The organism is Amycolatopsis azurea DSM 43854, from assembly GCF_001995215.1.
Lineage (GTDB): Bacteria > Actinomycetota > Actinomycetes > Mycobacteriales > Pseudonocardiaceae > Amycolatopsis > Amycolatopsis azurea.
On record NZ_MUXN01000010.1, the window covers coordinates 18,915 to 34,102 of the forward strand.

Sequence of the window (15,188 nt, forward strand, 5' to 3'; positions counted from 1 at the left end):
GGTCCTGCCTCAGGGTCCGCCGACCGGACCAACTTGGGCGAAACGCGCACGCCGCCGCGTCCCACCTGGTCAGAATCGGTCCATGCGATCGAAAACGCTCGTCCTCGCCGCGATCGTCGCTCTGTCGGCCGGGCTCGCCGGGCCGGCCACCGCCGTCGCCGCGGGCCCACGCCTGGAGGATCCCCGGCCCTGCGCGCACGACGCGCGCTTCACCTGCTCGACGTTGACCGTGCCGCTCGACCATCGCGGCCGCACACCCGGCACGCTGAAACTCCAGGTCGCCACCGCGAACAACGCGGACGCGCCGAAGGGTGTGCTGCTGTTCCTCACCGGTGGCCCGGGACAACCCGGCGTCCCGTTCAGCGCCAGGCTGTCCGACCGGATGCCGGAGGTGTTCAAGGACCACCGGCTGGTGATGATCGACCAGCGCGGCACCGGCGCGAACGCGCTCGACTGCCCCGAACTGCAGGCCCAGGTCGGCAGTTCCGACATCGAACCGCCGACCCGCGAGGCGGTGACCGGCTGCGCCGCCGCGCTCGGCGACAAGGCCCGGTTCCACAGTAGCGATGCGACGGTCGCCGACCTCGATCTGCTCCGCCGCGCCCTCGGAGTACGGAAAATGGTGGTGGACGGGGTTTCCTACGGTTCGTTCACCGCGGCGCGGTACGCGATCGCCCATCCGCGGAACGTCTCGAAGGTGATCCTCGATTCGGTGGTCCCCCACCACGCGACAGTCGATCAGTCGCTGTACCTCGCAGGATTGAAGGCGACCGCGCGGGTGCTGCGCGATGCCTGTGCCAAGCCACCCGCGTGCGGCTCCGATCCGGCCGAGGACCTCGCGTGGCTGGTCCGGAACCGTGACACCGCGGCCGGGGTCGCGCTGTTCGACATGATCGTCACCTACGAGTTCGTCGACCCGACCTATCGGGACCCGTCGGCACTGGGGACCGACCTGATCACCGCGCTCCGTGCCGCGCGCGGCGGCGACACCGCGAAACTCGACTCACTGCTGCGAAATCTCGCTTCCGGCGGAGATCCGCTCGCCTCGTTCAGCTCAGGCCTGCACGCGGCGACCCTGTGCTCCGACATGCGCTTCCCCTGGGGCGACGCCGGAACACCGGGCTTCCTCCGCGAGCCACGGGTGAAACTGGCCGAGAAACGCCTGAGCGCGCGGGACACGTGGCCGTTCAGCCCGGCCGTCGCGACCGGCGTGGGGTTCGTCCGGACCTGCCTGCCTTGGCCCGTCGTGCCGCCGAATTCGAACCCGGCCGGGAAGCTCCCGGACGTCCCGGTGCTGCTGCTCAACGGCGACCGCGACCTGTCGACGCCGATGGAGTGGGCGTACGAGGAAGCGAAGGTGGCGCCGCAGGGGAAGGTCGTGATCGTCGAGGGGGCGGCGCATTCGATTCAGAACCGGGAGCCGGGTGAGGCCGGGAGGAAGGCCGTGGCGGAGTTCCTCGCCGGATGAGGCGTCCGGTCTCGTGAGCGGTGAGGACTCGTGTGATCAGACAGCGAACTCACGTGATCAGACGCGGAACTCGCGTGATTGGAGGCGGAACTCGCGTGATTGCACGGCGAACTCACGTGATCAGGCGGACGACACGTGTGTTCGGAGGGACGGCTCTCGCGTGGCTGAGTCGTGCCGCGAGTTGTCCGTCCGGACACGCGAGACAGCCGGACGGTTTCGATACCGGCGCTTGCTCACATCGGCGGACGTGAAGGTCTAGTTTCCTCGGCTGAGCCGAGCGAAGGGGTCCTTCACGCGCAGCCGCCGTGGCTGCTGGGGTATCCGGGGCGAACGTGGCGATCCGCGAGTCCGTGAAGGCCTCCTTCCCTACCTTCAGGGTAGGCAAGGAGGCCTTCACGGACCGGACTCGCGACCGACCGCAGCCGGAATCCAGTAGGCGTCTGGTCTCGTGAGTGGTGAGAACGGTTCTAGCGGACTCGTATTTACTTACCCATTGGTGTGGCCGGCAGTCGCGTGTGGAGGTTTTGGGACGTTGAACGCCCGGAATCTTCCCCCGTCACCTCGTCTGCCACCGGACGTGACCGGCACGGCCTTGATCAACGGAGGATCGGGGACGGTGAGCGTCCCGGATCCTCCGTTGATCAAGATCCGAAGCTGGGCGACATCGTCGAGCCCGGCGACCGCCGAACCGCCACCCTCGCGCAGATCAGGCGTGGGTAGGTAAACACCGGTCCGCTCTAACCGTCCTCACCACTCACGAGGCTTGAGTCTCCACCCACTGGAGGCTTTACCGTCACTCCCATGACGATCAAGGTCCTCGACACCTACCCCGCGATGCGCGAGATCCTGCGCGCGCCGCTGGCGGACCGCGCCGCCCTGTTCAAGGCGATGGCCGAACCCGCCGCCGGCATGTACCGCTACTTCCCCGGCGAGGTCGACCTCGTCGCGATGCACACGATGAGTTCCGGTTTCCCGCTCGACCGCGACGAAGAACGCTGCCTCGAAGCGCTCGAAGCCCTGCATGAGGCCGACGCCTGGAACCGCATCCAGCGGGCGCTCGACGACGCCCTCGCCGTGCAGCTCGCGGCGACGCCCGGGCTCGCGGTGCCGGACATCACCGTCCTCACCGTGCTGGGTGATCCCGGCGACGCGCACTTCATGGGCCCGAACCTGGGGATGACCGCGAACGGCAGCGTGTCCGGCTACATCCACCTCAACTTCTGGCCGTATCCGGAGAACCTGGCGCGGCTGGAGGCCACGGCGGTCCACGAGCTGAACCACAACCTCCGCTACAGCCCCGGCGGGGTGATCTGGGATCCGGCGACGGTCACCGTCGGCGAGCAGATCGTGTCCGAAGGGCTGGCCGACGCGTTCGCCCGCCAGTTGTACGGCGACGAACTCGGGTACGCCCGCATCGGCGTGCCGCAGCTGGACGACGACGCGGTGTTCGCGAAGGTCGTCTCCGGGCTGGAGATCACCGGCATGCAGAACTTCACCGCCTGGGTGCACGGCGACGAGACCGCCGCCCGCTACGGCGGCACTCCCGTCGGCCTGCCGACCGGCGCCGGGTACGCGGCCGGCAACCGCCTCGTCGACGCCTACCTGGCGGCGACGGGACGCACCGCCGCGGAGGCCCTGCTGGCGGACCGCCGCGACGTCATCGACACCGCGCTCGCCTGGAATCGTGCACCGAACACCCCGACGACCTAGATACTCGCGGTTGGCCCGACCAGAACCGAACGAGTGAACAGGAGCGGGTATGACCGACGATGTGGCCGGCCAGGTGATCAAGGCCGAGCAGGATCGGATCCGATGTCTCCTCGACGTGGATCGCGAAACCTACGACCGCTTGCACGCCGAGGAGTACCGGTTGTGCAGCCCGACCGGCACCGTGTGGACGAAGGCCGAATACCTCGAACTCCTCACCACCGGGCGGGTCGCCTACCGGGAACTGGAGCTGATCGGCGACGTCGACGCCATCGTCGGCACCGACGTCGTCGTCCTCCGCTACCGGTGCGTCATCGAACTCACCGTCGACGGCGCGGACATCCCGCGGCACGACGCCTGGCACACCGACGTCTACACCGATGCCGGCGGCACGTGGCGTTGTGCCTGGTCACAAGCCACCGGCATCATGGACCTTCCGTCGACCTAGGATTCGCGACGCCTCGACCGGATCGTGAGGGCCACCAGCGCGCCACCGAGCAGCAGCAGGAAACCGCCGGTGACCAGCAGACCGCGGATCTCGCTGCCGGTCGAGGCCAGCGGTCCGCTGTCGGTCGGCCCGCCCCCCGGAGTGGTCGCGCCCGGCTGACCCGGTGTCGTGTACGTGGTCACTCCGGGTCCCGGTGTCGTGCTCGACGAACTGCTCGTGGTCGGCGCGCTGCTGCTGGACGACGCGTTGCTCGAACTGGTCGGACTCGACGAGGTAGTGGCACTGCTGCTCGACGAGGTACTGCTCGAGGACGTCGGGCTGGACGAAGAGCTGCTTGACGTGCTGCTGCTCGACGTGGTGCTCGTCTGGCTCGACGACGTGGTCGACGTCGGCGTGGTGGAGGTCGACGTTGTCGAGGTCGGCGAGCTGGACGTCGAAGTCGGCGAGGTCGAGCTGCTGGTCGTGGTCGAACTGCTGCTCGTCGGCGAGCTGCTCGTCGTGGTCGGGCTCGTCGAGCTGGACGACGAGGACGACGAGGACGACGTGGAGGTCGAGGTCGAACTGCTCGGCGTCGTGGTCGGCGTGCTGCCGCATTCGGGCAGGTCGCCGGTGAACGGGTAGGCGTGGAACTCCTGCCCGCCACCACCGGCGGCCTCGGAGCTATGCACCAGCGAACCCGTGGTGAAGAAGCGGCCGTTCATGCCGGACGCGGTGACGGTCGCGGTGCTGCCCGGCTCGCCGATCAGCACGCTGCCCTGGAACTGGGCGCCACCGGCGATCTTCACCTTGGTGGCGTCCGGGAAGTTCCACAGGAGCCGTTCCCGCAGTTTGTTCAGCGGGTCCTGGTCGTTCAGGTCACCCGTGTAGGTGTTGATCGTCCGGGCGGCCCCCACCATGTTGACCAGGATCGTCGCCCCGGCCGGGATGCCCTCGAATTCGATCCCCTGCATACCGCCGGTGCCGCCGGTCAGGTCGAAGTCGACGTTGAACACCTGCAGCGCGGCTTTCCCGTCCCCGGTGAACAGGGTGCGGTAGCCCTGGTTGACCGCGGTGCCGGTGGCCGGCCGCGGCGTGGTGCCTTCCCTGGCGTAGCACTTGCTCGCCACCTGAAGATCCTCGCGCAGGCCCACGTAGGGTTTCGCCGCGTCGGGGTCTTTTTCGAGCGTGCCGACCACCGTCCCGGTGACGGTTCCCGCGTGCCGGACGACGCCGCCGTCGGCGAGCAGCCGCTGGTCCGCCGCGACGCTGACATCGCCACCGGTGGTCAGGAAATCGGCGCCGTCCGGCGGCGGGACCCGTGATCCGACACCGGCGATACCGACGTTGTAGATGGCGGAGGCGCCCTCACGTTTCGCCATGTCGAAATTGCCGAGGACGACGACTCGTCCTTCGGCTTCCGCCGCCGCTTCGCGTACCTGGAATTCGCCGCCGACGTAAACATTGATGCCGTTGTCCCGGCCGGCGTAGTCCTCGTTGTTCACCGGCGGGTATGTGCCGGGGCAGGCGGAACCCACGCACGGTCCCAGTCCGCCCGGCAAAGGGGCGGCGACCGCGCCGTCGGCGACCACGAGGGTGGCCACGCACACCGCAGCGGCGGCACCGGCAGAAATGGAGGCGAATCGCCTTGCACGCATGAGGGCGATTCTCATGCCCATCGACCGGATGAACACAATCGGAATCCGGAAATACCCCCGTCCGGGTGGTTTCAGGTCCAGCTCCACCGAATTCCGTATTGCCCGGGAAGCGGGTCGAGGGTGATGAACTGAAAAGTGGAGTTCCCCTGGTCGAAGGTCATCTCTCCGCGTTCTTCCGGTGGTGTGGCGCAGCGCGACTGGAAGAACGCGGCGCATCGCCGTGGCAGACAGTCCGGATCGAACGCGATGCTCAACGCCAGTTCCCTCGCGGGCCGGAAGATGGCCATCTGAGCGTGCTTCCCGGTCTGCCCCGGCGGGAACCGGACGCCGAACGCCACGAAAGCCAGCTCTCCCGCGGCCAGGGTCCGATCCAGCGTGAATTCGAAGGCGCAGGTGGACGACGGGACGTCGGCGCGGAACCGCGAAATACGGCAGCCCTCGGTGAACAGCACCACCGGTTCCCTGGTGAGACTGGAGCAGCGGTTCACGAACAGGAACCGGGAAGTGCCGTCGTGATCGGCGCGGATCAGGCGACGGACCCGCATCGACTCTTCGCGACCGTCGCCGTCGACACGGAACGACACGTATTGCGAGATCCGGTGTGGAGTGTCGAGATCCTCCGGGGTCGCGTCCACTTTGGCCAACGCGCGCGCGAACGTCTCCGGATGGCGCCATACCTGGTCGTAGGCCACAGATCGGAGGTGCACCTTGCCGCGCGGCCGCCGCGGTCCCAGCAGGCCGGTGAACGTTTCGGGCCGCTGACCGAGAATCGCCTCCAGTGCGGTGACGGCCGCGAGCGAACTGGCCCGCTCGGGCCGGTTCTCGCCGTTCTGCCAGTAACTGAGCGCGCTGATGCTGACCGGCGTCTCCCTGGCGCGCAGACGACGGCTGATCTCGTTGAGACTCAGCCCGCTGCGCTCGATCGCGGCGCGCAGAGCGGCTCCGAATTCCGCCGGAACGGTGCTCGTCATGAAGGCGAAGCGTACTGCCCGAAACGCCCGACTTTCGTCGGGTGAAACCTGGTCCGTTCAGAGTTGTCCAGCGTCCAGAACGGCTTTTCGTTGACGACGGCCCGGCCGTGATTAGGGTCGGAAGAATCCTGGAATTCCCTGCATATTCCCGAATTGATCGTCGTCCCTGCATAGCCGGAAGAGGATTCCCATGTGCTCAGCGACAAGACAGCGGCGATGGCGCCACCGGACGCTCGCCGTCGCGACCTCCGCTCTGGCGACCGGAGCCTTCCTGGTCGCCGCCCAGCCACAGGCGGGCGAAGCCGCGCCGCCCGCCGTTCCCGAAGTGGCCGATCAGGTTCCGCAACTGGTCGAGTCCGGTGTCACCGACGGCCCTGTGTCGGTGTCCGCTCAGGCCGCCTCACCCCGGTCCGTATGCGCCGCCGGCGCGCAGTGGTTGCGGGTCCGGTTCACCGAACTTTCGTTGCGCGGCAACGACTCCGTGACGCTGACCGGCAGCCGCGCCGGCTCGTTCACCCTCACCGCCCAGCACTGGCCGGGCAAGGCCTTCCACACCCGCGCCTTCGAGGGCGACTGCGTGCGGGTCTCGACGGCGCTGTCCGACCCCGCCAGCCGGTTCGCCATCGACTCCTACCAGGCGGGTGCCCGGCCGCTCGCCGAGGCGACCACGACCGTCGCGGCGGTCGGCGACGTCTGCGGGTCTTCGTGCAACCAGACCGCCCCGCTGATCAAGAACATGAACCCGCAGGCGCTGATCCTCGCCGGGGACAACGCCTACGACTCGGGCTCGCTGTCCGAATACAAGAGCAAGTTCGACCCGTACTACGGCCAGTTCCGGTCCATCACCTATCCGACACCGGGCAATCACGAGTACAACACCTCCGGCGCCTCGGGCTACTTCGACTACTTCGGCAGGCAGGCCGGTGAACGAGGCAAGGGCTACTACAGCTTCGACGTCGGCGACTGGCATTTCGTGGCGCTCAACTCGAACATCACCCACAGCAGCGGTTCGACGCAGGTGACCTGGCTCAAGAACGACCTCGCGGCGAGCACCAAGCCGTGCACGGCCGCGTTCTTCCACCACCCTCGTTTCAGCCGCGGCACCCACGGTGACGACACCGGGGTGAACCCGTTCTTCCAGACGCTCTACGACGCGAAAGCGGACCTGGTCGTCGTCGGCCACGACCACAACTACCAGCGGTTCGCGCCGTCGCGGCCCGATGGGACACGCGACGACGTCAACGGTGTCCGCCAGCTGCTGATCGGCACCGGCGGCCGCGGTTACTACAACTTCGACCAGTCGTCGGCCGCCGTGCAGGAAAAGGGCAACACCAACACCTTCGGCGTGAGCAGGCTGACGCTGACCGCGTCCGACTACCGCAGCGACTTCGTGCCGGTGTCGGGCCGGACCTTCACCGACACGACAAGCGGCAAATGCAAGAAGGGTGTTTCCTCCCCCGCGTTCTCCATCGGCACCAGCCCCTCGACGGTGTCGATGAAGCCGGGCGGGACGGCATCGGTCTCGGTGACCGTCGGCAGCAGCGGCGGCTTCACGTCGGCGACCGCCCTGTCGGTGTCGGGCCTGCCCGCGGGGGTGGCCGGCACGCTCTCACCGTCGTCGGTCACCCCACCCGCCAACGGCACCGCGACGGCGACGCTGACCTTGTCGGCGTCGGCGTCCGCGAACGGATCGGCGACGGCCACGGTCACCGGGACCTCCGGCTCGGTCAGCAGGACGGCGAACGTGGCGGTCAGCGTCGGCTCGGGCGGCGGTGAGGCGTTCGCCGACGACTTCGAGACCGACAAGGGCTGGCAGGTCAACGCGGCCGCGGCGGACACCGCCACCTCGGGCAGCTGGGAACGCGGCGATCCCGAGCAGACCACGTCGACCTACAGCAACCAGATCAAGCAGCGCGGCGACACGACCAGCGGCGCGAACTGCCTGGTCACCGGGCGGCTGGCCGGGTCCGAGTACGGCGCCAACGACCTCGACGGCGGCGTGTCGTCGATGACCTCACCGGCGTTCACCGTGCCCGCGGGCGGGAAGCTGACGTTCTCCTACACCTTCGCGCACGGCGACAACGCGACCTCCGCCGACTACCTGCGGCTCCGCGTGCTCGACGGCACCACGCCGACGACGGTGTTCGAGAAGCTCGGCTCCGCGGCCGAGGTCGCGGGTGCCTGGCAGAGCGGCACAGCGGACCTGGCGTCGTTCGCCGGGCGGAGCGTGCGGCTGGTGGTCGAGGCAGCCGACGCGAGCACCGCGTCGCTGTGGGAGTCCGCGGTCGACGACGTTCGCGTCACCGCGTAGCGCGGGAAGGCCGGACATGTACCTCTCCAGTGTTCGCTCCTCTGACGCCGCCCGGCCCGCTGGCCGCGCGAAGCACGCCGTACCCGCCACCGTGCTCGGCCTGGGCGTGGTCAGCCTGATCACGGACATGTCCGCCGAAATGGTCACGGCCGTCCTCCCGATGTACCTCGTCTACGGGCTCGGCGTCGGCTATCTGCAGCTGGGCGCGATCGACGGGCTCTACACGGGCGCGACGGCGCTGCTGAGACTGGCGGGCGGCTGGTTCGCCGACCGCCTCGGCCGCCCGAAGGCCGTGGCCCTGGTGGGCTACGGCCTTTCGGCGGCGACCAAACTCGCCTTCCCCGTCGCCGGGTCCTCGCTCGGCGCGATCGGCCTGGTGATCGGCGCCGACCGTGCGGGCAAGGGCATCCGCACCGCGCCCCGGGACGCGATGATCACCCTCGCCACGCCTGCCGACGGCCTGGGCCGCGCGTTCGGTGTCCATCGCGCGATGGACACCGCCGGCGCGCTGCTCGGGCCGATCATCGCCTTCGGCCTGCTGACCGTCCTCGTCGGCGACTATCCGGCGGTGTTCGGGGTGAGCTTCTGCCTCGCCGTGATCGCGGTGATCGTGCTGGCGGTGTTCGTCCGCACCCCCGCCGGGACGGTCGAGCGGTCGCGGGTCCGGCTGCGGGAAGGTCTCGCCCTGCTGCGCCGGCCCGGTCTCCGCGGCACGTGCCTGGCCGCGGCGTCGCTCGGCGTCTGCACGGTCGGCGACATGTTCCTGTTCGTGGGCGTGCAGCAGTCCTCCGGGCTGCCGCCGGCAGCGCTTCCCCTGCTACCGCTGGCGACGGCGCTCGCGTTCATGGCCCTGGCGTCGCCGATCGGACGTCTCGCCGACCGTGCCGGACGGTGGAAGGTGTTCCTCGGCGGCCACGTCGTGCTGCTCGCCGCGTACGTGGTTCTGGCCGTTTCCGCGAGCGGCTGGCTCGTCGCGGCGGTCGTCCTGACCGCGCACGGCGTGTTCTACGCCTGCACGGACGGCGTCCTGATGGCACACGCCTCGCCGCTGGTCCCGGAGTCGTTGCGGGCCACCGGGCTGGCTTTCGTCCAAACAGGACAGTCGCTCGCCAGGGCGGCGGGCGCGGTTCTGTTCGGCGCGCTGGCGGCGGGGACGGCGTTGCGGCCCGCGTTCGCGGTCTTCGCCGTGGTGCTGCTGGTGTCGGTCCTGGCCGGAACGAGGGTGAAATGAAACGGACGTGGGCGGGAATCGCCGCCGTGGTGGTCACCGTGGTGGCCGGGGCGGTCTTCGTCGGCCTCCGCTCCGGCGACGCGATCGCGGAACAACAGCTGGACCTGGCCCATGGCGGGATGCTGTACGTGGACGAGTCGGGCCGGGTCCGGCAGGACGACCGCGTCGGGCCGTCCTGTCAGCGCGTCGACGTCGCGGCGGGGACGCTGGCGTGCCTGCGCGCGACGGCGATCCCCGACCAGGCCGAGCTGGTCGTCACGAAACCCGGGGCCGAACCGCGGCTGATCTCCGAATGGGGAACGCCGTCGCGGGTCCGGGTGTCGCCGTCCGGGCGGCTGGTGGGCTGGACGGTGTTCCGAGCCGGTGACTCCTATCTGGGCGGGGTCGGCACGTTCTCCACGACCGCCGGGATCTTCGATCTGGACACCGGAAACCACTTCGGCTCCCTTGAGGACTTCGCGCTCATCGTGGACGGAAAGCCGTACACGGGACAGGATCTGAACTACTGGGGCGTGACCTTCGCCCGGGACGACTTGACGTTCTACGCCACCGCCAGATCGGCGGGCGGCACGTGGCTGGTGCGGGGCGATCTCCGGAGCCGGACGCTGACCGCGCTGCGGCGCAACGTCGAATGCCCGTCGCTCTCGCCGGACGGTACCCGCGTGGCCTACAAGTTCCGGGACGGCGACCGGTGGCGGCTACACGTACTGTCCCTCGTGGACGGCCACGACGTCCCGCTCGCCGACCCGGCGCATCTGGACGACCAGCCACAGTGGCTGGACGACCGGACCGTCGCCTACGGCCGGGACAAGGCGATCCACGCGGTGCCCGCCGACGGGACCGGCGCGCCCGTCCTGGTCCGCCCGGCCGCCTCATCCCCCGCGGTGGTGCGGTGACCGTTCGCCTGCTTGACTGCTGCCCGTGCCGTCAGATCGTGAGCCCTCCGTCGAAGCGGAGTTCCTGACGGTCGTCGGCCGGTTCGCCGGCCCGGCACGGGGCGCGGGACTGCTGGTGATCAGCGTTTTCGGCGTGCTCGCGACGCCGTCGGGCGCACTCCCGCTCGCCTTCGGACTGCTGGCGCTGGCGCTGGCCACCGCGGTGGCCGAACTCTTGTCCGGCAAGAGCGGCAGGGGCAGGCCGGTGGCCTTCGCGCTGACGCTGACGCGCGCGGCGGCGATCTGCGGCACCCAGTTCCTGACCGCACCCGAAGCGGGCGAACTGAACCAGTGGGCACTGAACGTCCTCACCATCACCGCGATCACCCTTCAGTGGGAATGGCCACCGAAGATCACCGTGCCCGCCGTCGCCGTCCTGCTGGCGATCGAGGTGGTGCCGCTCGGTTTCGAGGACAGCTTCTCGGTGGTTCTGCGGGTGCTGCTCGAAGCCGGTCTCGCGCGGGGCGCGTTCCTCCTGCTGGCACGCACGACGCGCCGGATCGACACTCTCCGCGAGCGCGGGGCCCGGCTGGCACGTGAGGAATCCCTTGCCGTGGAACGACGACGGCAGGAACGGGAGTATCTGGCCGTCCTGCACGACACGGCGGCGGCCACCTTCCTCACGGTGGCCCAGCGCGGGGAAACGACGAACCCGGCCGAGGTCGCCGGATACGCCCGCCGCGATCTCGCCATCCTCACCGGAGAATCCGGTCCCGGCAGCGTGGTCGACCTCGAGACCTCGTTGCGCGGCGTCCTCGCGCAGAGCCCGGTGAAGGTCGAGACGCGGTGGTCGCCGATCGCGCCGATCCCGGCGTCCGCGGCCCTCGCCCTGGTCCGTGCCGTACGTGAGGCGCTGACGAACATCGACAGGCACGCCGGCGTCGGCGAGGCCCGGCTGACGGTGAAGGACGGCGTCCGGGTGACCGTCCGGGACGAAGGCCGCGGTTTCGACCCGGCGGCGACCCCGGCGCAGCGGCGAGGCGTCCGCGGTTCGCTCGTCGAGCGCATGGCCGCGGCGGGCGGCCGGGCCGAGGTGACCTCCGCGCCGGGCGCGGGGACCACGGTGGAGCTGGTGTGGCCCCATGAATGAGACCGCGGACCGGGTGCTGGGCGGCTGCCGGATCGCGGTCCTGCTCGCGACGGCGGTGGTCCAGGTCGGGCTCAGCCTGGTCCGGCTGGACGACACCGCGAGCCGGATCGCGTTCGCCGCGCTCGCCGTCGTGCTCGTCGTCGCGGCGTGGTGGGTGCTGCGCTGGAAGCCGGTCCCGTGGCCGGTCGCGCTCCCGGGGACGGTGGTCGTCCTCGCCGCGGCGGCGACCGCTGCCTGGGCGATGCCCCCGGATCAGCTGTTCGGCGACGGGGGCTGGGCGTCCGGCCTCGCGGGCTGGCATCTGCTGGTGCTGCTCCTGGATCGGCCCGTGCTCGCGATGGCCGCGCTCGTCTTCCACATGACGCTCACCTTCCTCCGGCAGATCGGTTCCGCGCCCACCGATCGCGGCGAGATCGGCAGCGCGGTGATCGTCGGGCTCAGCGTGCTCGCCTTCCAGGCCGCGACGCTGACGCTGATCAGGGTCGTCAACCGGAGGGCGGGCGAAGCCGCGGAAGCGTCGGCCGAACGGGACCGGCAGGCGCACAGCAAGGCTCTCGCCGAACAACGGGAAGCCGACCAGCGGAGCCGGTTCGCGGGTCAGCTCGGCGCCACCCTGCCGCTGCTCGCCGGACTGGCCGACCACACCCTGGACCCGCGTGACGACGAGGTCCGGCGACGATGCGCGCTCGCCGCGACGCAGTTGCGGCGGCTGTTCGCGGAGAACGACGACGTCCCGGATCCGCTGGTGCACGAGGTTTCGGCGTGTGTCGATCTCGCCGAACGGCGGGGCCTGACGGTGACGCTGGCGGTCAGTGGAGAGGCGGCGCCCGTCCCGACGGACGTCCGCCGCGAGCTGACCGGCCCGCTGATGACCGCGCTGGTCGCCGCCCGGTCCCAGGCCAGGGTCAGCGTCCTGCGGACCGGCGACGAGATCCGGGTCGCGGCGATCACCGACGGTGAACCCGCGGAACCACCGAACGGATCAGGCGCCGTCGACGTCGAATGGCACGCACTCGGAGAACGATCCTGGATGGAGGCGAAATGGCGTTCGCGACCGAACTGACCGCGGTGGTCGTCGACGATCATCCGGCCGTGCGGGCCGGGGTCGTGCACTGGCTGTCCTCGGGCACCCCGCCGGTCACCGTCGTGGCCGAGGGCGAGGACGTGCGGGCCGCCTGGATCGGCGAGGGCGCGCAGGCCGACGTCGTCATCCTCGACCTGCACCTCAACAGCACCACCCCGGCGATGGGCGACCTGCGACGGCTCACCGAAGCGGGTCGCCGCGTCATCGTCTACTCGATGCGGGCCGACGACGAGACCGTCCTGCAGTGCCTCGAACTCGGCGCGCTCAGCTATCTCACCAAGGCCGAAGGCGCGGAACACCTCCTCGAAGCCGTTCGCGCGGCGGCGGCCGACCGGTCGTACACCCCGCCGTCGCTGGCGGGCGCGCTCGCCGGGGACCGCTCGGAGCGGCGTCCCGCCCTCTCCGCGCGGGAGACCGAGGTGCTCATCGAGTGGTTCCAGTCCGAATCGAAGGACTTCGTCGCGCACCGGCTGGGGATCTCGCCGAACACGGTCAACTCGCACCTCGAACGGATCCGGGTCAAGTACGCCCAGATCGGCCGCGAGGCGCCCACCAAGGCGGCGCTCGTCGCGCGGGCGATCCAGGACGGGCTGATCGGCGTGAGTGATTTGTGATCGTTTGTGGTGCGAACGGGCCACAGCGTCGAACCTTTTCGGCGATTACCTTGCGTACCCTGCGCTCGATGGACGGCGGCGGCAAGGGCACCAAGGCGTCAAGGCGTGACCTTCAGTGACGGTGCCGGCTACCAGGACAAGCCGGTCATCCGGAGGAAATGACCCCGGCTGGGCTGATCAGCGCAACCGATTCGTGATCGTCTGTGGTGCGAACGGCCCACACCGTCGTACTCCGTTGTCGACTACGGTGCGTGGCGAGCACGCCGGAGCCGATTCGGCGGGGAGTCCGAGGAGATCCATGAAGTTCCACCGCATCGCCCTGTCCGCCATCGGCTGCGCCGCCGTGCTGCTGCTTTCCGCGTGCGGCGGCAAGGAGGAGGCGGGCAGCCCGGCTCCCGCCCCCGCGCCCGCTCCGTCGTCGTCGGCCCCCGCCTCCTCGCCCGCGACCAGCGGCACCGTCCCGGTCTCGAACGCCGACGCCACCGCGCCGGGCAGCGAACTGAAGGTCGGCGACCGCGCCGTCGTCCCGTTCAAGTACGGCAACGACAAGGCCGGCACCATCGCGATCACCGTCAAGGCGATCGAACTGGGCGCGAAGGAAGACCTCGCCGCGTACGGCGACAAGGCCAAGGGCATGCTCCCGGTGTACATCCGGATCTCGGTGGAGAATGTCGGCGGCACGGACCTCACCTACAGCTCGGTGCGGCTGCGCGCGGTGGGCCCGGACGGCAAGGGCACCGGCGTGATCATCACCGGCGAGACCCCGAAGTGCCAGTCCGAGACCGCGAAGAAGGACTTCAAGACCGTCGGCGCGACGTTCGAGACCTGTGGGCTCCAGGCCGTCAAGGAAGGCAACGACGTCGGCGGCGCGACCTTCAGCGACGGTGACGGCTACAAGGACAAGCCGATCCTCTGGAAGAAGTAGTCTCTGCGCGTTTCGAGTACGTGAAGGCCCCCTTCCTTGCGCCTGGGTACAGGAAGGGGGCCTTCACGTACTTCTCTGGCACGGACCTCACGACCACCCCGCCGGCCTCGGTTCCGGCGCCCTTTGCGCACTTGAGGTGACACTGCGCGGTGCGTGGATTCAGGGACGATGAGTGTCCTGACTCCACACAGCGAAAGCTGCGGCACCGTCGATTCTCCCTGGCCACGCTGCGGGGTCCGGTACCCGTGCGTACCGTTGACCGGGTGGTTCACGTGCATCGGACGATCACAGTCCGCACCCCCGCCCAGACCGTCGTCGACTACTTGAAGGACTTCGCGCACGCGGAGGCGTGGGACCCCGGCACCGTGTCCTGCACCCGGTCCGACACCGGCCCGATCGTCGTCGGGGCCCAGTGGCACAACGTGTCCGAGTTCCGCGGCAAGAAGACCGAACTCACCTACCGCCTCGACCGGCTCGAACCGGGACGGGTCGTGTTCGTCGGCGACAACAAGACCGCCACGTCCACCGACGACCTGACGGTGAGCGAAGAAAACGGCACGACGACCATCAGCTACCACGCCACCATCGAGTTCCACGGACTGGCGAAACTCGCGGATCCCTTCTTGAAGCGGCAGTTCGAGAAGATGGGCGACGAGCTGGTCCCGGAGATGAAGAAGGCCCTCGAAGCGCTCTAGCTCACGTGATGCGGCGTGATCAGAGACGGAACTCGCGTGCTTGAAGCCGCACACTCGAGTTCCGGCTCCAAGCAC

The 15,188-nt window shown here is 69.5% G+C and carries 13 protein-coding genes; 11 read left to right on the plus strand and 2 right to left on the minus strand.

What is annotated here, in order from left to right; all coding sequences use genetic code 11:
- Positions 1–82 precede the first annotated feature (82 nt).
- From B0293_RS14180 to B0293_RS14190, 3 genes are all read left to right on the plus strand, one after another.
- A complete protein-coding gene (locus B0293_RS14180) occupies positions 83–1,468 on the plus strand; it encodes an alpha/beta fold hydrolase (protein ID WP_005154079.1) in 1,386 nt (461 codons plus the stop codon).
- An 801-nt stretch (positions 1,469–2,269) separates the two neighbouring features.
- Positions 2,270–3,178: a DUF2268 domain-containing protein gene (locus B0293_RS14185; protein ID WP_005154076.1), complete on the plus strand. Its 909-nt coding sequence runs from the start codon at positions 2,270–2,272 to the stop codon at positions 3,176–3,178.
- A 49-nt stretch (positions 3,179–3,227) separates the two neighbouring features.
- Complete coding sequence (locus tag B0293_RS14190; protein WP_005154074.1) at positions 3,228–3,623, plus strand: nuclear transport factor 2 family protein; 396 nt, start codon at positions 3,228–3,230, stop codon at positions 3,621–3,623.
- On the opposite strand, the gene B0293_RS14195 is transcribed toward B0293_RS14190, so the two are convergent.
- Both B0293_RS14195 and B0293_RS14200 read right to left on the minus strand, forming a co-directional pair.
- Complete coding sequence (locus tag B0293_RS14195) at positions 3,620–5,257, minus strand: choice-of-anchor A family protein (RefSeq protein WP_063936628.1); 1,638 nt, start codon at positions 5,255–5,257, stop codon at positions 3,620–3,622. The two genes, B0293_RS14190 and B0293_RS14195, sit on opposite strands and share 4 nt — an antisense overlap.
- 71 nt (positions 5,258–5,328) lie before the next feature.
- Positions 5,329–6,228 carry a helix-turn-helix domain-containing protein gene (locus tag B0293_RS14200; protein WP_005154070.1) on the minus strand — a complete coding sequence of 300 codons (900 nt, stop codon included), beginning with the start codon at positions 6,226–6,228 and terminating at the stop codon, positions 5,329–5,331.
- A 190-nt stretch (positions 6,229–6,418) separates the two neighbouring features.
- On the opposite strand from B0293_RS14200, the gene B0293_RS14205 reads away from it, so the two are divergent.
- From B0293_RS14205 to B0293_RS14240, 8 genes are all read left to right on the plus strand, one after another.
- On the plus strand, positions 6,419–8,539 hold the full coding sequence (locus tag B0293_RS14205; protein ID WP_077241312.1) for a metallophosphoesterase: 2,121 nt from the start codon (positions 6,419–6,421) through the stop codon (positions 8,537–8,539).
- Between the two features lie 16 nt (positions 8,540–8,555).
- The gene (locus B0293_RS14210) at positions 8,556–9,770 is read left to right on the plus strand and encodes an MFS transporter (RefSeq protein ID WP_005167321.1); all 1,215 of its coding nucleotides are present in this window, start codon (positions 8,556–8,558) and stop codon (positions 9,768–9,770) included.
- Positions 9,767–10,666 (plus strand): TolB family protein, encoded by a 900-nt coding sequence (locus B0293_RS14215; protein WP_005167322.1) that lies wholly within the window; start codon positions 9,767–9,769, stop codon positions 10,664–10,666. The genes B0293_RS14210 and B0293_RS14215 overlap by 4 nt, the downstream gene beginning before the upstream one ends.
- A gap of 25 nt (positions 10,667–10,691) precedes the next feature.
- Complete coding sequence (locus B0293_RS14220; protein ID WP_005167323.1) at positions 10,692–11,795, plus strand: sensor histidine kinase; 1,104 nt, start codon at positions 10,692–10,694, stop codon at positions 11,793–11,795.
- Positions 11,788–12,858 carry a hypothetical protein gene (locus tag B0293_RS14225; protein WP_039919805.1) on the plus strand — a complete coding sequence of 357 codons (1,071 nt, stop codon included), beginning with the start codon at positions 11,788–11,790 and terminating at the stop codon, positions 12,856–12,858. The genes B0293_RS14220 and B0293_RS14225 overlap by 8 nt, the downstream gene beginning before the upstream one ends.
- Entirely contained in the window at positions 12,837–13,493 is a 657-nt protein-coding gene (locus tag B0293_RS14230) for a response regulator transcription factor (RefSeq protein WP_005167325.1), read from the plus strand. The genes B0293_RS14225 and B0293_RS14230 overlap by 22 nt, the downstream gene beginning before the upstream one ends.
- 298 nt (positions 13,494–13,791) lie before the next feature.
- Complete coding sequence (locus tag B0293_RS14235; protein ID WP_005167326.1) at positions 13,792–14,418, plus strand: hypothetical protein; 627 nt, start codon at positions 13,792–13,794, stop codon at positions 14,416–14,418.
- Between the two features lie 263 nt (positions 14,419–14,681).
- Positions 14,682–15,113: an SRPBCC family protein gene (locus tag B0293_RS14240; RefSeq protein ID WP_039919806.1), complete on the plus strand. Its 432-nt coding sequence runs from the start codon at positions 14,682–14,684 to the stop codon at positions 15,111–15,113.
- Positions 15,114–15,188 lie beyond the last annotated feature (75 nt).